We start from the raw sequence: 17912 nt of genomic DNA on the forward strand, positions 1-17912 counted from the left end.
ACTATGCCGCCCGAGTAAATCCTCGAGTAGTACGTGAGCTCGCGGTACGTGTGGGTCTTACCCGTGGCTCTCGGGCCTAGCTCCAGGATGTTCACGTTCGACTCGGCCAGCGGGATGAGCCTGGCTAGCAGGAGGAGCTTCTGCTGGAACGTGTACGCTTTAGGGTTAAGCCCAGCGCTTCTAACGATCAGGTCAACCCACTCGTCCAGGCTCAGCGCCTCCCTGGCCTCGCTGAAGAGCTTAAGGTCAATCTCGTAAGCCTGGAAGGGCTCGAAGTCCTCCATAATAACCGGGGTGACGCCCGGGTACCGGGTCTGGAGGGAAGGCTCGTAAGCGAGCACCCCCACGCCCCAAAGGCCTGAGTAGAGCCTCTCGTTGGCACGGATGATCTCCTCGCGCACCAAGGCGTCGTTGATGCTCAGGGACGGGACTTGGAGCAGGAAGACGTTCTTCTTGAGGTTAACGAGAACACGGTACTCGTCCAGCAGCTTGAGCCGGCCCTCCCCCTTCAGCTTACCCAGGAACCTTTCCCGCGACCTGGGGTCGGGGTAAAGCTCGCTCACCGTGCTGGCAACCTCTTTGAGGCACTCGGGTGAGGGCTCAGGGCAGTGGCGAGCCACGAGGTATTCCCTGATGAAGGCCGGGATTCGCGGGATGATCCCTAGCCTGGCGACTCGCTTGTCGACAGCGTACTCGCCGAAGAGCTTCTTTACTTTCACGTCCAGCTCGTCCATGGGCTCTCACCTCTAGAGAAGCCTCTCGATGCGGTTCCTCCTGCGGCCCCTGGAGGCCTCCTCTTCTTTGGGCTTGGCTTCGCTCCCCTCGATTCCAGCGGGTTGACCGGTAGCGGAGTGCTCGAGTCTGAGGCTGGCCCTGTGCTCCCACGAGAAGAACTTGATGAAGCGGTAGAAGTCGGCTAGAGCGGAGCCGGCCAAGCTCGGGTTGAACGTGCTTTTTACCTCGAACCCTTCGCCGACGGAGGTTATGCTTACGCTGCTCGAAGCGACAGTGGGAGGCTGCTCGTCAAGCGCCTTGACAGCCCGTGCGGGGAAGTCGGAGGCTGAGGGAATACCCTTTAGGACGACCTTCCCGTGCTGCGTTCCTACAATTAAGTCCACGTACCTCCTCCCTAGAATCCTCGAGAGGAGAGGGTAGTGGGTTTTAACGCTCGTGACGGTGTGCGCTAGTACCCTTCTCGTGTCGAGGCGCGGGAGCAACGAATCGGGCCTTACACCCCGAACCTCAACCCCCACCTCTGACACCCGGTACTCCGTGAACGCTCTCTCAACCTCGATGGTCACCAGGGTGACTGGCGCTACTAGGAGCAGTGAGAGCCTCAGGGATTCTTCAAGCGTTGCTAGGCCGGTGATGTAGAGGGCTAGCGCGTACGCGTACGTTACTAGGGTGAAGAACCTCTCGCTCCACCCGAGCTGGAGGCCGAGGAGGCTGTAAGCGCCGTAGGCTAGCAGAGGGTTGAGCCAGTCGTGCGCCTCTAGAGGCCTAAGCTGGGTCAGAAGGAGTAGCAGAGGCGGGAAAGAGTACCTTGAAAGCATTGACAGCCTCGAAGGCCTGATCGTGTCGGAAAACGCCATGAGCGTTCAGCCAATAAACTGGCCTGTTGCACTTTTATTCTTTCCCTTCCCTCAGTCAACGTCATCACGGCGCAGCAGCCTGTAATCACAGCCCATGTGACAAGATTTTTATCCCGGCGCCTTCTCTTCGGAGTGATGGTGGAGGTCGACGGAGAGGTTTGGGGCAGCGTTGCTAAGTGGCTGGAGCTCACCGGCCTCGTGAAGCAGCTGCTGCGGCTGAAGCAGCCTAAGCCCGTGAGCCGGGCTTTCGGCACGAGGAACATGGCTCACATCGCAAGAACACTTGATAGGCTCCGCTCCCTGGGACTCGTGGAGGAGGCTACTCTCGGCAATGTGCGCTACGTTTACCTCACCGAGAGAGCTTGCAAACTTCTAGTGCTGCTGGGCTGCAAGCCTGAGGAGCTTGCGTGCGGTGACGCCGCATTGAAGCTACTCAAGAGCGCGGTGACGCGTGAGGAGATCAGTAGCGTACGCTGAGCGGGGATATAGCGTGTCAAGGCACAAAAAGACGGGGGCTGAAAAGTTGCCCTAAACTCTTAGCTAGCGCTATGAAGCTTGTCCTGCTCTGAGCGGGCTTCCCCTGATTGATCTCTCGACGGCTAGGGAAAGCGGGAAACCTAGGACTACTATCGAGATTAACGACCCCGGTAGTACACCCGCTACGGACAAGAGGAGCGGGATATCGGTTCCGAAAGCCCACAACAACAGGTACTTGAGGTAGGACCCGACACCCACCGACACGACCAGGGATTGAGCGATCAACGCCGCTAACCTTCTTCTCCTGCCGCCTTTACCGGAGATCCTGTAGCCCGCGTACCCGGCTGCGAGGTTCACGAGGCTTCCCAAGACGGCGTCGAAGGCGCTTAGGGCTGGGCTTCCCCAAGGCGCGGCGAGGATGTTGCCTATAAAGCACCCAACAGCAACGCCCAGCACCGCTGGGTATCCCAGCACGGTGGACAAGGCGATAAGGGCATCTGCAACCCTTACCTGCCACAAAAGGAACGAGGTGAAAGGTAGCACGTAGACTAGAACCGCGTATAGCGCCGCCACTATCCCGGCTAAGGCCATGTCTCTCGAGCGCACAGGTTCCCCTCGGAGCCTTAGGTTTAAAAATTTCGTGGTCAGAAATCCATAACCGTCAGAATCTCCTCCGGGAGCCTCATGCCGAGTTGCTGCAGGACAAGCTTGCTGTACTCCACCTGGGTCTTGAGCAGCTCCCTGAACTCGTCCATCGAGAGGTAGTAAGTGGGGTCCAGCTCTCTGAGCCTGTCGGCTGGTATGCCCGGGACCTCAGCTGGGACGAGGACTCGCTCACCCCAGACTGGGTGGGGCTTCCACTTAACGGCTCCGCGGCTCGCCTGTAGGAGGAAGAGCTCCGTCTCCTCTATCGTGGGGCGCGTGCCCCCGACAGGCTTAGGGATGCCATCCCGTACCTCGAGCACCGGTTCAGGCACCCTAACCGTTCTGTCTCCGACCCTGACCTCCCCCCACCTGTACTGCGCCACTATCCTCCCGGTTGTGTTCCACATGTAGACGTCCACCCTGTGACCGCTCTCCTGCCACTTCTTGAGGAAGCTGTAAAATCTCAAGACGTGGGCGTCGTCGCCCACCCCGATTGTGAACTCCGAGTACCGGGGGACGAACCTCACCTTGCCTACGAGCTCGCGCGCCTGCGCCGGGTGCCCGACGGTCCTGCCGTCAGCGAGCGCCTTGGCTATGAATTCCGGAGTGTTCAGCTTGACCCAGGCGTAGTCTGTGAAGTAGCCTGGGGACAGGAAAACGGCTGTGTTCATGGGTCCGTCGGAGTCGACCTGGCCGTCGAAGTAGCCTGTGTCGTCGAGGTACACCACGGACCTCGCGTTCCTGTTCGGCATTCCGAAGTACTGGAAGAGCTTCCCCTCAAAGCTGGGGGTTCCGTCGCTGGAGAACTCCGTGTTCTCATGCAGAGCCCGCGGGCTCATGCAGGCGTTCCACATCGCCTCCTGCTCGGGTGTCAGGTCCTCGGTTTTCACCCAGGCGCCACGCTCCGAGCCGTAGACCCTGTCCTCGCATATCGCGACTATGTCGTCGTTGCGTATTTTCTGGTCCCTCACGTAGTCCAAGGGGTTCACGCCGAACTTCTCCACGTACACTCGAGCGTTCCTTGGGGTCCACGTGTAGAAGCCGTGCGTGGACTTGCCTGAGCCCGTCAGGCCCCAGATGACAAGCGTGATCCTCCTCCAAGAGCCGTCAACCGTCTTCACCGTAAACTCCCTGAGGGCTGCGTGCTCGCCGGTGCAACCCTTCTTGTACACGTGGTAGATCCAGTGGCGCAGGGCTCCCTTCTTTATCTCCCCTTGGTAGCTAGACAGGGTGATTATCGTAAGGTTGTGGTGGGGGAAGACGAGGATAGCCATCAGCCTGTTAGTGCCGGGTATGAGGGGGTTGCCGAGGTAGTGCGGCACGACGATGAGCTCTGCTTCGGGCTTCTCGTCCGGCGGGGCTGGGAACACGAGCTGCTTCCACCTGTAGGCGAGGTCGGGGAACTGGGGGTCGACGTACACCGTCGTGTGCATCTGCACCTTGCTGCCAGGCCTCCCGTAGTAGCCGTCCACCTTGATGAGTGGGCCCTGAGCTAGGACGTGCTCGAGCACTCTCTGCATGAGTAGCTTGTGCTCCTGCCTGAGCTCCGCGTCGCTGTTCACCACAACCGTGTTCGCCGCGGACCTGCTCCAGATGTTGCTGGCCCAGCCCAGAGCACCGTTTCTGAACTTTGTCGCGTAGAGCTTGGCTCTCTCGAGGAGGTCGGGCGGGTTGTCCAGAAACGCTTCCAAGCCAATGCTCTCCTTGAACGCAAGTATGCGCCTGAAGGACTCCCTGAATGTTGAGGGGTTCAGGTCCTCCAGAGGGGGGATCAGCTTAGAACGAGTCTCTGCCACGTGATCTAAGCGCCGAAAAGTGTATTAAAAACCTTTTAGTTAAGAGTTTAAGCATGCGCTTAGAGCAACATCTCGAATATCGTTTTAGCCTTTTGGGAAGACGCCCTGGGGCACAGGTATAGGGTCTCGCTGTCCACTGAAACCTTCACGCACGTTTCCACGTCCAAGAACGTGGCGTTAACCCCTAGCCTTTCAAGGGATTTCAGCAACCCCTCTCTCCTGCTTCGAAGAAGGCAGGGGAGGTGGACCTTACCTGTGAAGCTTACCTGACCGAAGAGCTCAGGCCTCTCAAGCGCAAAAGGTATTCCTAGAGCGTGCGCGACTTCAGGCGACAGAGCGAGCGGTTCATGCGGGCGGAGCTTCTTTAACGTTTCCGACAACGACCTGGACTCGAGCGGTTTCCCTAGATTGTAGCGTTCCTCGACGCCGCTCACCACCGCAAGCCCCAGCCCGTACCTTTCAGCCAGCTTAGCGCCGAGCTCGCTCTCCAGCCTCTCTGAGGCGACCAGCAGAGGTTTTCCTTCCTTGAGGATTTGGGCACTTAGCTTTACCGGGGTGTCGCAGTAGGTTTCTGGGAGGGGGAAGTGCAGGGGACACTCGTCCACGCACCTCCAGCACTTCACGCACCTCTCCACGCCGAGCTTCCTGTCGCGTGCGTAGCCGAGGGGGCTCAGGGCAAGGCTACCCGAGTGAGTGAACGTCGGGCATGCGGTGAGGCATATCCCGGGGCAGTATAGGCAGGGGTTTTTGACCTTTCTTAACGGGAGGGTGGCGAACCGTGCAACAAGGGTGGGGGTGAGCTTGATGGCTCGCAGCGTTGTGAGGCTCACCAAGGCTAATCACCCATCCACTTCCCCGGGTTCGCGAGGCCTTGGGGGTCTAGGCACCGCTTTACCTTTTTGAGGTACTGCAAGCCTGCCCCCAGCTCCTCAGCGACCCACTTGGCCCTCAGGAGGCCGACGCCGTGGTGGTGGCTTATAGTCGCACCGGTCTCGAGGAGGGTTCTCATGGCTTCCTCCCACATACGCCAGTACGTCTGCTCGTCCGCTTCGTAGGTCAGCGTGAAGTATATGCAAGCGCCTGTCGTGTAGAAGTGTGATGCGTGCGCCAGCACAGCGTAGACTCCCTTAACCCTCTTCACCCTGTCCTTGAATGCTCGGTACACCTTGGGTAGCGCGCTCCACGTGGCAGCGGTCTCGATCGTGTCGAACCATAGGTTGAGAGGCACGACGAGCTTCTTCAGCTCGGATATCACGTCGAAGCGCGTTTCTAGCCACTTGTCCACGGGTGCTGCCCCGACCTCCTTGCCCCCGTGCTTCGCGACGATTCTCCGCGCTTCAGACACCTTAGCATTGAGTATCTCCTTGGAGTTCTCCTCGAATACCAGGATCAGCGTGTCCCGGGCGTCGTGGAACCTGGCCGCGGAGTCGTCTTTGTCGTAGAGCCTCGCGACCGCCGGGACGGCACCAGTGAGCATCATCTCTCGAACCGCACGTAGACCGGACTCGAAGTCTGGGAAAGCGTACGCGTTCTTCCACTGGTGCTCTGGCAGGGGGAAGACCTTCAGCACGGCCTTCGTTATGATTCCAAGCTGCCCCTCGCTCCCAATGAAAAGTCGTTTAAGCTCCGGGCCTGTCGCTGCCCTCGGGACGATATTTCTCCTCAAGGGGACGATGCCTCCGTCGGGGGCCACGACCTCGAGGTCCATCACGAGCTCCTCTATCCCCCCGTACTTCGTGCTGAACTGGCCGGTGCTCATTGTAGCTATGAGCCCGCCTACAGCCGCCTCGGGGAAGGATTGCGGAATGTGCCTTAGCGTGAAGCCCTTGGAGTTCAAGTACTCCTCCAGCTTTTTGAGCATCACGCCCGACTCGACAACGACGAGCGCGTCCTCCTCTGAGAAGCGGAGGATCCTGTTCATCCTCTTTACGTCGATGACCACACACCCCTCGCACATCGTACCCCCTATGACGCCTGAGCCTCCAGCGTACGGGACGAACGGCACCCTGTACTCGTTGCAGAGTTTCACAAGCTTCGAAACCTCCTCCGCGGACTCGGGCCACACAACCAGGAGTGGCCTTGGGAGAGCCTCGCCTCTCGTCTCTCGTAGCAAGGCAAGAGGCCAGTAGTCCCTAGAGTAAAGCTTGAGGGTGGTCTCGTCCTTAGAGACTCTGCCCGGGAACTCCCTCTCAACCGCTTCTACCAACTTCTCCTTAGAAAGATGTTCTCCTCCCATTCGGGAAGCGCCTCCACAATATCTTTAAAATTCGACATATATTCTTTCCGAGCGTCCTCGTCGAGCTTGGGAGCGAACACCGCGGAAGCTGGCATGGGGTGCCCGAGAGCTTCCTCGCCTGAAGACCCATCGGCGAGCATGAGGAGCTTCAGCACTCCTCGGGAGCTGGCTTCGATATCGGCTGGCCTCGCGACGGTTAGGCCCGTAGCGTCTGCGAGGAACTGGAGGAAGACGTCCGACTTCGAAAAGCCTCCAGCCGCCCACAAGGGCTCTTCGGGGCGTCCGGCTACCTGCTCCATCATGCGGAGAATGTACCCCATGTAGAGCGCAACCCCCCAAGCTAGCCCGGCTACCACGTCGCTCCTCTTTGTCCCCAACGTGAGGCCCAACATCATGCCCGCAGCGTTCTGGGCTTTAGGGACCCTCAAGCCTCCGAAGGATGGGAGGATCAGCGTGCGGCGCGAGCCCTCGCCTGCCAGCTTCTCCATCTCCTCGTAGCTGCTGTAGAAACCGATGTCTCGAAGCCAGTCCACCACTGAGCCAGAGGTCCTGAGGAAGCCTTCTACACCGTACCTCAGAGTTTTGCCTACTTTCACCTGCACGACTGGTATGAGGCCCGCCGGAGGCATGACAAAATTCCCTGTGCAGAGCTCCATGAAGCTACCTGTCCCGTGGACGCTCTCCACCCTCCCCCTCTCGACCGCGCCGAGGCCCAGGGCGGCGGACTGCTGATCCGCTATGAATGCTTTTAGCTCCAAGCCCTCGATGCTACCGAAGTCCCCCACGTTGTCGACGAGCTCGGGGCGGATGCGTGGAAGCCTCAGGATGTCGTAAACCAGGCCTATTTCATCGAAGTTCTTCGGGTGGACGAGGCCGGTAAGGGTTATGTTCGACGGATCCGCGATGAACTTTCCCGAGGAGGTGTACAGCAGGTACGAATCGAGGGTCCACACGAACGCGTCTCCGCTCTTCACCCTCTCGTACAAGCCTGGTATGTTCTCGTAGACCCACTTCATGAGCACTGCTGGGGAGTCTGGGCTGAGTATGTAGGCGAGGGGTCTGCTCAGCCGTGAAAGCATCTTAGCTGTGATGGGCAGTTTTTCCACCACGCTCCTCCCTCTGCCGTCAATCCACGTGATGACGTTTGTCAGCGGTCTACCGCTCCTGTCCCACGCGACGACGGATGCCCTGTACACGGAGACCCCGAGGCTCTTGGCGCCCAGCTCTCGCGCCTTCCTCGCTAAGCCTTTAACGGTCCTGACGAGCTCTTGGGAGCTCTGCTCGACCAGACCGCCTTGGAGCCTCTCGAACCCCAAGACAACTTTTTCATAGTGAACGTGGTTACCCTGAGAGTCGTACACCGAGAGCTTCACGCCCGTCGTTCCGACGTCTATCACACCGTACACTACACCACCCTGATGACCACTTTCCTCTCGGGCGGCAACTCCACGACAGGATATGGCTCTTCCGCTGAGAACACTCTGCCAGCCACCTCAAGCTTGACGCCGGAGGGTACGCCGACCATCACGTACGGGTGCTTCACGGAGAACACGCTCGGGACCGCGGGGACCTCTCCGTGGACTCTCCCTAGTTCACCCCCCTCGGTGAGCGTGAGCGCGAGGAGCCTCGCGCTCTCAGCAACCTTCGCGGGATCTTCGATCACCATCCCAGCGTTGCCTACGGCGAGCTCTGCGTTAAGCAACCTTAGAGGGGCAAGCTTGGCTAGCACCAGCGTATCTGCTTCAACGTAGCCAGCAGATGTTCTCAGCCTCTCGACGCGCTGCCTTCCCTCGACGTACAGGACCCTTCCTTTTACCAACTCAGCGCCGTAGTCCCCGGCTTCCTCCGGCTTGTGAACGTAGCTCTCCTCGTCGTAGACGACGACCAGCTTCTCGCAGACCTTGTGGATCTTGGCTATGAGCGAGAGCGAGTAGTGGTTGAAGCCGTACACGACAACTCTCTCGCCGATAGAGTACCCCATGTTCACGAGGTCCCATGCGGCTGTTAGGGGGAAAACACCTGCGGGCCGAAAGCCGTATACCCCCAGCTCCACAGGGGTTTTCTCTCTGAAGCCTGTAGCCAGCACGGGTAGGCCTTCGTGGAACTCTGCGCCGTTGACGCCCACGCTCCACACACCGTTGCCCTCAGACTCGAAGACCGTTTCCCCTAGTAGTGCCCGCACGCGACCTGCTAGCCCCTCGACGAGCTCCCTGCCGCTGTGTTCACCCACCTTCAATTCGTCGCTCGCGAAGAAGCCCCCTAGCTGCTTCCTAGCCTCGAAGACCACGGCGTCGCCGTAAGTCGCCGCGAAGGCCATGCCAGCGAGGCCGCCTCCAACTACAAGGGCCCTCCTCATCTCTTCCTCACCAGCCAAGACCCCTCACCCCTTAAGGTCACCTCCTCCGGGTCAACGCCCAGCTCGTCCGCTATTATCCTTAGAACCTCGGCCATGCACTTTGAGCCTTGGCACAGCCCCATCCCGGCCCCGGTCCTGAACATCACTCCTTGAAGCGTCCTTGAGCCTCTCCTGACGGCCTCCCTGACCTCCTCCTCGGTCACGAGGTTGCAGGGGCAGACAACCCTCCCCTTACCTGCCTTGGGGTTGTCCCTGAGCCTCCTGAAGGGGGCTCTCTCGACGACGTGCTCCTTTTTCTCGAGCTTGAGGCCCGCCTCCCTGAGCATTTCGAGGATCTTCTCGGCTATCACAGGAGATGCCGTGAAGGCTGGAGACTCCGTACCGACAGCGTGCACAATCCTCTTCGTCCTAGAGGAGTAGGTAATCCTGAAGTCGTTCTCGGGAGGGATCGGCCTTATGCCAGCGTAAGCTTTAATCGGAGTACCCGGAGGTGCTTCGAGAAGCGGAGAGAACTTCTTCAGCAGAGCCTCCACATCCTCCTCGTCAACCGAGACGTCGCTCTTGTCTCTAGCAGGCCTGAGGTTCGGCCCCCAGAGCCCCTTCCCGTCAACTGTGAACATTATAGCACCCCCCTTCGTCTTCGGGTCGGGTTTTAGGTAAAGAGGGGCGACGAAGCGGCTCGTAACCTTCCTGTCAAAAACCAGCATCGCGCCCTTCCCTAGCTCGAACTCCACGCTGTCGCCCAGCTTGTTGTACAGCTCGTCCGCCCATAGACCGGCAGCGTTCACGAGGAACTTCGCTCTGAAGGCGTTGCCCTTATCCGTGCGCAGCTCCAGCCCGTCCACCCTGTCTTCAACGCTGACAACCCGCTCCCCGAACCTGAACTCGACGCCGTTGGCCTTCGCGAACTCGTACAGCCCATAAAGCAAGTCAAAGTTGTCCACGCAGCCGTACCCGAACACCTCGATAGCGCCGAGAGCCTTCCTCGTAAGGTTAGGCTCCGCCTGCCTAAGGTACCGCCTTCCTCTCAGCTTGACTGGGAAATCTCTCCCGAGGTTGAGCCTCAGGTACAGGGCGACGAACGGCATCGCCAGGAGGTGGTGCAGTTTGGTAGCCACCACGAGGGTGCTGGTTTTTACGTACCTGACTCCCAGCCTCTCTGCTATCAGGAACATTTTCCTGTTTCCCTCGCGGGCCATCCTGCTCTTCACGGACTTGAAGGGTAGCTGGACCACGTGAACGATCGCCGCGTGCGCCTTCGAAACCCCCCACCCCGGCTCGGGGTTTGCTTCCAAAACCAGCGTCCTTAGCTTGTAGTGGGCGAGGTTGTAGGCGACCATGAGGCCGACGACTCCACTACCCACGACGGCTACGTCGTACTCCTCCATCACTTATAAGGGTTGCCAGAAATCATTATATAAACTTTACTCATGTTCACCTTTTTATATAAGCTCCTCGGGAATCGCGTCCGGGTGGTAAGCAACCCTGGGTGTGAGGCCGGCCTTCTTAAGCCTCTCGACGACATGGGGGTACAGAAACACGTACTCCTCCTCTAACTCGCGCGCGTAGCTCTGGTGTATCTCCCCCAACTCCTCCACGAGGCGCTTAACGGACTCCTGTGAGGAGAAGGAGAGCATGACCGCTGGGTGCGCGGGCACGCCGTAGTCCGCCAGGTGCCTTAGCGCGCTGAGCTGCAGGTCGAAGAACTCCGGCCTCGCCCCCGTGAGCTTGTGGAACTCCTCGCGAGAGGCGCCCTTGAGCGACACGCGCACGTGAACCCTGGTGAACCTGGATAGGTCCCTCGCCTTTCCCTTGTCGGCGCCCAGCTCGATGCCATTCGTCTCGAGTATAAACGTGAAGAGGCCGTCCTCCTCCACGAGCTCGAGCACACGCAAAAGGTGTTGCCACGCTAGGGTGGGCTCGTTCCCCGAGATCCTGATCTGGCTGTACCGCCTTCTCAGGGCGATCGAGCGGAGCCTTCCGTACACCTCCTCTGGAGTATAGAACCTCCACACGCTCAGCCACGGCCTGTCCCTCGGCTCCCCGCTCCAGCAGAAAACGCACCTCAAGTTGCAGCCGACGCAGTCCGCGGTGGCGATTCCCCCGTACCACTTTCCGCCCCTGAACCTGTAGTACTTCCTCTCTTCACCGCGGGAGACCATGCGCCTGACCCCTTCCCCGAGAAGCAGGGGGTTGTACCCGGAGTCAAAATCCACAAGAGAGAATTTCAGAGTAGAGAAATATGTGCTTTTTTTAGGGCAGGCTTAAGGCTTTGTTCACCGCCGCTATCGCGTCTACGAGGCCGTAACCCGTGAAAACGTCGAAGCCCTTGGCGTTGATGTCAACCGCCGTGCTCGTCAGCACGTCGTAGACCTGGCTAGGCGTCAGCAAGGACTTCCCGCTGGCCAGCCGCAGAGCCTGGATCAGCGCCACAACGCCCGTGACGTGGGGGGTGGCCATTGAGGTGCCGCTGAGGGTAGCGTAGCCGTTCCTGAGGTAGGTTGACAGGATGTTCACGCCAGGCGCGGCTACGTCGACCTCCGGCCCGTCGCTGCTCCAGCTGGCGACGTTGTAGGAGCTGTCTACCGCCGCGACTGCGATGACCTCCGGGTACCTAGCGGGGTATGAAACGTTGTCGGTGGAGGGGTCTCCGTCGCCGCTGTTACCAGCCGCCACCACCAAGACGGCGCCGTTCTGGTAGGCCCACGTCACCGCGTCGCGGAGAACGCTGCTGTCGCTCGACCCTCCCAGCGACATGCTGAGGATCTTGGCGTCGTCAGCTGTGCCCACTACCCCGTCTGGGCCTTTCACAGCCTCGATGATCCCCTCGGCGATGTCCGTGTAGGTTCCGGAGCCGGCGTCGTTAAGGACCTTGACGATGTATATCGTGACGTTTGAGGCTACCCCGGCTACGCCCGCGTTGTTTATTAGGGCCGCGATGATGCCGGTCACGTGGGTTCCGTGGCCGTTCCTGTCGGTGCACTTGGATAGGTCTGTGCCCTTGTATGTCTTCGTGAGGACGGTGTTCACGCACCACACGACCCTTCCCTTCAGGTCCGGGTGGGTGTACAGGACGCCGGTGTCGAGGACTGCGACCCTCACTCCTTTACCGAGCGCGGCGCCGTTGAGGGAGGGGTAGAAGGTGTCCCAGACCTTGGTCGCGTTGATCATCTTCATGTTCCACTGGACGTCTGAGTAGGAGCTCAGCTCTAGGGCTACGGCGGTTTTCTCCTCCTCCACGTACCTTAGCCCTTTCCCTACGTGCCCTCTGAGGTCTTCTGACTGGGGTATCTGGAGGACTGCGACCTTTATTTCTGGTATCGTCTTCACGACTACTCCGCCGTGCATCGAGGCTATCGTGGAGAGAGCTGAGGGGTCCGTGTAGCCTACCGCTACGCGCTTGTACTGCGGTGGGGCATGCGCTACCGCTGAAAAGGTTGCCAGGACTACGAGCAGTGCTAGAGCCAGGGGTACGGCTCTCATGTCTTTTCCAGGCGGCTACGGAGCATTTCTACTTATACTTTACGGCTTCTTGAGGTGAAGGCTTTTCATCTTTTAAAAACTACGCGAGACTCGCCTTTGAAATTTTTACATCACAGCCTCCTCGTCTGGGGTAGCACTCCGATAATGAGGACGGCTAGAGCCAGGATGAGCGCTAAGCTTCCCTGTATCCCGGCGGCGAGGAGACCCTGGTAGACCATCCCTGCCCCGAGCAGGGCGAAGCCGATGGCCAGAGCCTTATCCATGAGGGCGTAGATTATCGCCGCGAAAGCCAGCGCTAGGACGAGGACAGCCGTCTCCCCGCTTGCCACGTAGCCTGTTGAGACGAGAAGCTGCGCGAGGATGTAGCCTGAGAGCAGGGATACAACCATCTTGAAAGCCGAGAAGCCGATCATTGCCCCCACGATGAAGCCTACGAGGAAGAGGACGAGCGGCGTAAAGGTGGCTTGGAGCGCTGGGGTGGAGTAAGCGTAAAGCACGTACCCCATCGCGAAGCCGAACACCAGGGACGCTACTAGCCGCGCGAGCTTAACGCCCCAGATAGCCGTGAACACTCCGAGCAGGATGAGCAGAACCGAGTCCCAGAAGCCGAGCAGGTGCACCATATCCCTTGCGCCACTACAGATGACACGTACGCCGTAAATTAACTTTTGCGCCTTGCTAAGAGCCTCCACGCGACGAGGGCCGCTACAACTGCACAGGCGGCTAAGGCCAGGAAGGTTAGAGAGCTGAAGTCGGGTTCCGCCGGCCAAACCGGGAGAGAGGAGTAGTCCGTGACGGGTTGCACAAGGCAACCGCGCTGAGGGGTGTACAGCGAGGACTCGTTGAAGGGCCTCCAAGCGCCGCCGTCGAACACGAGCCTCCTGTCCCAACCCGCGAGGCCCAGACGGGCAGTGGCGACGAGAGCAGACCTCTTCTCCTCGCTGACCCCCTGGATGATGCCCTTGCCCGTCAGCCTGTCGAGCTCCAGACCCAGCACCCTCTTGATGTCGGAGTCCGTGACCCCTTGAGCCTCGGGCATCGCCTGTACACGTATCACAGGGTACTGCTTACCCGTTGCAGGTAGCACCTCCAAGCTCAGGATCACGGCGAACCTCTCGTCAAACCCGCTCCTGTAGGCGTAAACGCCGGGAGCCGCTTCCCTCACCTGGGCTACAGCAGTAAGCTTAAGGGCGTCGAGCCTGGCCCCAGGAATGCTCAGAACCACCTCGCATGCCTTAGCGTCTAACGGCTCCGGGCACTGTGCCTGAACGAGGATAGCCCATGCGACAACCATAGTAACCAGAGCTACTGCGCACCTCATACCCGCCACTGGTTTTCAAACAAGTAGCGACTCATTAGCTTTTACCCGCTGGTCCGGCTCTCGATCCTCCGCGCTTCTTGTAGCAGTGGTACTCAGTGCTCACAGTTTTGCCTACCTCCGATAGACTTTCGGGGCTTTAAAGCAGATTAAAGTGAGGATAGAGGAGCGCTGGCCGGACCGAGTCGCAGAGAACTTTCAACCTAATACAAGGGCTTACAAGCTGCGTCCTGCCCTGGAGAGCTTTGAACTAAATGCTTTAAATGCAAGCTGTGTTCTTCGTCAATGATGTCGGGAGATAACGTTGCCGGTAAGATTAGGGGTAGCATTGTAAACCTTGTTTCCTGGATAGCGGCTTACATCGTCGTGAGCGCTTTGATTTTCGCAACGCTACCGTCGGTCATCCCGCAGGTGAAGCCTCTCCTGGACCCGTACTCCTCCTATGTAGCTATAGGTCTCGCCCTGTTCTTCGGCTACATGATAATTAGGAGCTTCTCCAACCTCGTCTACTGGATGCTGAGGGTTAAGTACCCGCACAGCACAGCCGCGGCTGTGAGGAGCATATTCACGATCCTGGGCATAGGGGCCCTTGCGGCGGGGATAGCTGGAGGGGCCGCTGGTGGAGCGGCTGGCGTAGCGCTGGGAGGCTTCATAGGAATGGTTATCGGTTTCGCGACGCAGCAGGTTCTCGGCCAGGCTATTGCGGGCCTGTTCGTTCTCCTCGTGCGGCCAATAAAGATAGGCGACTACGTGAATGTTGCAGGGGAGCAGGGGATCGTCGAGGATATTTCGACGCTGTTCACCTTCATTAAGAAGGACGACGGCACTCTGGCTTTAGTCCCAAACAACCAGCTTATCGGTTCGAAAATCTACATCATTAAAAGATCCTAAGGGGGCTGAGCCGTTTTACGCGTTTCTGAGCAGCTCGAGAATCCGCGTCGCCACGCTTTTCTTTTTAACTTCCACGACGGCAACCAGCTCCTCTTGGAATACCTCTCTTAGCACCACCTTGACGCTGTAGCCCCTGGACTCAAGGTACGTTTTCAGGGACGCTGCGAGGCTTAAGACGTAGCCCTTGAAGTCTACGGAGCGGAGCTTTCTGATGAGTTTACCCTGGGGGGTTAGCAGGAGGCCTGCCCCCGCGCTCCACGAGTACACGAGGCCGAGCACCTCTCCCCTGACCCTGGGCTCCACTACCACCTTGCCGGCTCCGGGGGCTATAAGCAGCACGCCGTCGGGACCAGCCTCCATGAGGTTCAGTAGGGCTTTGATCGGCATCACGAGTACAACGTAGAGTAGGGACCCGGCGACAATCAGTGCGGTTCTGAGCGTGCTGGGCAAAGCCCCTCGCGTCCACACTTGCGCGGAGCAGTAATATGCTTTGCGATGAGAGCCAAACTTTAATAGGCTAAACATGTTTAATCAACTGTGGAAACTCGTCGCGTAGTGAAGATAGGTGGTAGCTACTACGTTGCCTTGCCGAGGAGCTGGGTGTCAGAGAACATTGGAGACAGGGGTGTAGTGGTCCTCGAGGCTGAGGAGGACGGGTCGCTACGAATCACGCCCTTGAAGATCAGGGACAGGAGGGAGGGAGTGAAGAGCATCAGGGTCACTTGCGGAGGCGACTTACACAGGAAGCTCGTCTCCGCGTACCTGAGGGGGTTTGAGGTCGTGGAAGTAGCCGTTAGCGATGAGTGCCGCGATGAGGTTCTAAGGGTCGTGGAGCGGGCTAGGCAGATACTGCTCGGATTGGAGGTGGTTGGAGAAGAGCCAGGCACGATCACTCTTCAGTGCTTCACGAGACCGGACTACGACTTGAACTCCATCGTGCAGAGGATGAGCTCGATAACCCTCGCGATGCTTAGGCTGACCTTTCAGGTGCTGGAAACCGGGGACCCCTCTCTCGCTGAGAAAGTCCTTGCCATGGACGACATCGTTGACAGGCTTTACTTTCTGGCTGTCAGGATAATCAGGAGCAGGGTCTCGGACCCTCTGTACCCGAGCTCTGAGAAGCCGCGCCTCGTGGACATCAGGCTTGTTGTGCGCAACCTCGAGAACATCGGCGACCTATACGAGAGGCTGCTCCGGGGCGGAATCGAGCCCGAGAAGGTACCAGGTGACCTTCTAAGCCTGCTGGAAAGCCTCCAGAGGAGCGCTGTGGCGCTAGTTTTAGGCGAGAGCGGCAGCAGAGAGAATGCGCTCGAGCTTTACAGTAAGCTGGAGAAGGCGCTAGAGGGTAGCAGGACGTCTATCTCGCCTAGAGTGCTGGAGACTCTTGACGGCGTGTCATCGCTCCTCCGGGACATACTGGACCTTGCTTGAACGCAAGCGATATATTCTCCCAATGTGAGGTTAGGAAACGTAGCGGTATGCCCGTTATCGTGGCCCACAAGGCCAATAAGAGAAGCCTTCTTCTGAAGTACCTTAGGGAGGGAGCTAAGGTTATAGAGTTCGACGTGGCTCGCAGGAGTGACGGAGCCCTGGTCGTCAGGCACGGGACCGAGACAGCATCCCACGGGATTAGGAGGATGATAATGGGCTACGGGTACCTCCTCATAGAGGGCCGCGACCCCTTGCTAAGGCCCAGCACTCTTGAAGAGCACTTGACGATTGTAGACGGCAGGAGCGGCGTTTGGCTGGACCTGAAGTCCCGGGGGATAGAGAGGGGGGCTGTAGCTCTCGCCCGCCGGTTCGGCGTAAAGGAGGTGATAGTCAGTAGCGGCTTCCACCACACTCTACGCCACGCCAAGGAAGCAGACAGCGCGGTTCTCGTGTTTCTCGGGAACGTCCAGTACCGCCCCGCTGACCCCGTGAAGGAGGTTGAGCTGGCCGGCGCTGACGGGGTATCCATACACTACGACTTCATCGACGGGGGGCTCGTCGAGGAGCTCCACTCTGCTGGGTACAAGGTGGCGGTCTGGACCGTGAATGACCCGGCGAAGGCGCTAGAGCTCTCGAATCTCGGAGTGGATTACATTATAACAGATGTGCCAGAAAAAATAAGAAACGTTGTTCGGGAGGCGTAAAATCCTATAGGGGCGTCACGATTCCGGGGATCCTCGGGAAAGGCTGAACCTCCGCGATGTGCGACCGCTTCGTGAGCCAGAGAACAAGCCTCTCCACACCTATCCCCGCTCCGGCACTCGGTACAAGTACTCCCCTCTTCGCGAGCTCTAAGTAGTACCTGTAAGAGTCCATGCTCACGCCGTCTCTCCTCATCTTGTAAGCTATCTTGTCGTACTGCCACTCCCTCTCAGCGCCCGACAGCACCTCCCCGTATCCTTCAGGGAGAATCAGGTCGTAGTTGTGCCACTCCCCCCTCTCGAGGTCCTCGTAGTCGTAAAACTCCCTCGGGATGTCCGTCACCCAGAAGGGCTCGCTCGACTCGATTGAGGCCAGTGTTTCCCAATCGGGGCCGTACTTCTCTTCAAGCTCCTTCATCCTGTAAACCTTGAACGGGGCTCTGAACTTCTCCAGCTCAGCGCCGAGCTCCAATAGCTGTTTCTCACAGCACTCCTCCAGGTGCTCTACAACCTCCGACAGCACACCCTCAACTAGCCTGAAAATGTCCTCGCGCTTGGCTCCTTTTACCTCGAAGTCGAGCTGCGTGAACTCGTACGCGTGCCTCCCGGTTTTCGCGCGGTCGCGCCTCTCGACTCTGACGTTCGGTGAGAGAACGAATACCTTCTCGTAACCGGCCGCCACCAGTAGCTGCTTGTGGAGGATCATGCTCTGCGTCAGCCTCACACGCTCCCCGTAGAGTTCCAGCTCTGGGCGCGCCTCAATGCTTGCCACGGGATCGGGCCATAGGGGGTCTGTCGCTTTACTCGTCACTACCGGTAGTAGCCACGTGAAACCCCTCCTTAGGAAGGATGATGTTAAGGCGCGTAGGGTTTCTGAGAATACGTGGAGAACGAGCCTCTTTTGGGCGCTTGAAAGAGACTCGAACAAGTCGGAGACCTGTATGTTCTCGAGGAGAACCTGGGTCTTCATGTTTTCACCCTTCTGC

At 58.9% G+C, this 17912-nt stretch carries 19 protein-coding genes; 4 read left to right on the forward strand and 15 right to left on the reverse strand.

Going from position 1 to position 17912, the window contains the following annotated elements; translation table 11 throughout:
- Together MOV14_RS02305 and MOV14_RS02310 are read right to left on the reverse strand one after the other, a co-directional pair.
- Window positions 1–734 (reverse strand): BREX system Lon protease-like protein BrxL (locus tag MOV14_RS02305; protein WP_318537619.1); only part of this gene is annotated, 734 nt, incomplete at its 3' end.
- 12 nt (window positions 735–746) lie between these two features.
- Window positions 747–1592, reverse strand: a complete 846-nt coding sequence (locus tag MOV14_RS02310; protein WP_318537620.1) for a hypothetical protein — start codon at window positions 1590–1592, stop codon at window positions 747–749.
- Between the two features lie 135 nt (window positions 1593–1727).
- Between MOV14_RS02310 and MOV14_RS02315 the strand changes: the two genes are divergently transcribed.
- Window positions 1728–2069, forward strand: a complete 342-nt coding sequence (locus MOV14_RS02315; protein WP_318537621.1) for a hypothetical protein — start codon at window positions 1728–1730, stop codon at window positions 2067–2069.
- Between the two features lie 69 nt (window positions 2070–2138).
- Here the strand turns inward: MOV14_RS02315 and MOV14_RS02320 are convergent, their stop codons facing one another.
- The 11 genes from MOV14_RS02320 to MOV14_RS02370 all read right to left on the reverse strand — a co-directional run bounded on the left by MOV14_RS02320 (window position 2139) and on the right by MOV14_RS02370 (window position 13906).
- Complete coding sequence (locus MOV14_RS02320; RefSeq protein WP_318537622.1) at window positions 2139–2675, reverse strand: QueT transporter family protein; 537 nt, start codon at window positions 2673–2675, stop codon at window positions 2139–2141.
- 38 nt (window positions 2676–2713) lie between these two features.
- On the reverse strand, window positions 2714–4510 hold the full coding sequence (locus MOV14_RS02325) for a phosphoenolpyruvate carboxykinase (ATP) (RefSeq protein ID WP_318537623.1): 1797 nt from the start codon (window positions 4508–4510) through the stop codon (window positions 2714–2716).
- Between the two features lie 59 nt (window positions 4511–4569).
- Window positions 4570–5340, reverse strand: a complete 771-nt coding sequence (locus MOV14_RS02330) for a hypothetical protein (protein ID WP_318537624.1) — start codon at window positions 5338–5340, stop codon at window positions 4570–4572.
- A gap of 5 nt (window positions 5341–5345) precedes the next feature.
- Window positions 5346–6746 (reverse strand): FAD-binding oxidoreductase, encoded by a 1401-nt coding sequence (locus MOV14_RS02335; RefSeq protein ID WP_318537625.1) that lies wholly within the window; start codon window positions 6744–6746, stop codon window positions 5346–5348.
- Window positions 6710–8152: an FGGY-family carbohydrate kinase gene (locus MOV14_RS02340; RefSeq protein WP_318537626.1), complete on the reverse strand. Its 1443-nt coding sequence runs from the start codon at window positions 8150–8152 to the stop codon at window positions 6710–6712. The genes MOV14_RS02335 and MOV14_RS02340 overlap by 37 nt, the downstream gene beginning before the upstream one ends.
- A complete protein-coding gene (locus MOV14_RS02345) occupies window positions 8152–9120 on the reverse strand; it encodes an NAD(P)/FAD-dependent oxidoreductase (RefSeq protein ID WP_318537627.1) in 969 nt (322 codons plus the stop codon). Before MOV14_RS02345 ends, MOV14_RS02340 begins: the two co-directional genes overlap by 1 nt.
- On the reverse strand, window positions 9099–10490 hold the full coding sequence (locus MOV14_RS02350) for an NAD(P)/FAD-dependent oxidoreductase (RefSeq protein WP_318537628.1): 1392 nt from the start codon (window positions 10488–10490) through the stop codon (window positions 9099–9101). Before MOV14_RS02350 ends, MOV14_RS02345 begins: the two co-directional genes overlap by 22 nt.
- Window positions 10491–10544: 54 nt before the next feature.
- Complete coding sequence (locus MOV14_RS02355; protein ID WP_318537629.1) at window positions 10545–11318, reverse strand: radical SAM protein; 774 nt, start codon at window positions 11316–11318, stop codon at window positions 10545–10547.
- A 37-nt stretch (window positions 11319–11355) separates the two neighbouring features.
- Window positions 11356–12585, reverse strand: coding sequence for a S8 family peptidase (locus tag MOV14_RS02360; RefSeq protein ID WP_318537630.1), 1230 nt, complete (start codon window positions 12583–12585; stop codon window positions 11356–11358).
- A 110-nt stretch (window positions 12586–12695) separates the two neighbouring features.
- Window positions 12696–13208 carry a hypothetical protein gene (locus tag MOV14_RS02365; RefSeq protein WP_318537631.1) on the reverse strand — a complete coding sequence of 171 codons (513 nt, stop codon included), beginning with the start codon at window positions 13206–13208 and terminating at the stop codon, window positions 12696–12698.
- A gap of 38 nt (window positions 13209–13246) precedes the next feature.
- Window positions 13247–13906: a hypothetical protein gene (locus tag MOV14_RS02370; RefSeq protein WP_318537632.1), complete on the reverse strand. Its 660-nt coding sequence runs from the start codon at window positions 13904–13906 to the stop codon at window positions 13247–13249.
- 285 nt (window positions 13907–14191) lie between these two features.
- Here MOV14_RS02370 and MOV14_RS02375 point away from each other — a divergent pair, with 285 nt between their 5' ends.
- Window positions 14192–14794: a mechanosensitive ion channel family protein gene (locus MOV14_RS02375; protein WP_318537633.1), complete on the forward strand. Its 603-nt coding sequence runs from the start codon at window positions 14192–14194 to the stop codon at window positions 14792–14794.
- Between the two features lie 15 nt (window positions 14795–14809).
- Here the strand turns inward: MOV14_RS02375 and MOV14_RS02380 are convergent, their stop codons facing one another.
- A complete protein-coding gene (locus tag MOV14_RS02380; protein WP_318537634.1) occupies window positions 14810–15244 on the reverse strand; it encodes a hypothetical protein in 435 nt (144 codons plus the stop codon).
- An 87-nt stretch (window positions 15245–15331) separates the two neighbouring features.
- Between MOV14_RS02380 and MOV14_RS02385 the strand changes: the two genes are divergently transcribed.
- On the forward strand, window positions 15332–16225 hold the full coding sequence (locus MOV14_RS02385) for a phosphate uptake regulator PhoU (protein WP_318537635.1): 894 nt from the start codon (window positions 15332–15334) through the stop codon (window positions 16223–16225).
- 47 nt (window positions 16226–16272) lie between these two features.
- Window positions 16273–16929, forward strand: a complete 657-nt coding sequence (locus tag MOV14_RS02390) for a glycerophosphodiester phosphodiesterase (RefSeq protein WP_318537636.1) — start codon at window positions 16273–16275, stop codon at window positions 16927–16929.
- A 4-nt stretch (window positions 16930–16933) separates the two neighbouring features.
- Here MOV14_RS02390 and MOV14_RS02395 read toward each other — a convergent pair whose 3' ends face one another.
- Entirely contained in the window at window positions 16934–17896 is a 963-nt protein-coding gene (locus MOV14_RS02395; protein WP_318537637.1) for an asparagine synthetase A, read from the reverse strand.
- Between the last annotated feature and the right edge of the window lie 16 nt (window positions 17897–17912).

The sequence above is a fragment of the Infirmifilum sp. NZ genome (genome assembly GCF_022693705.1).
In the GTDB taxonomy this organism is placed as follows: domain Archaea; phylum Thermoproteota; class Thermoprotei; order Thermofilales; family Thermofilaceae; genus Thermofilum.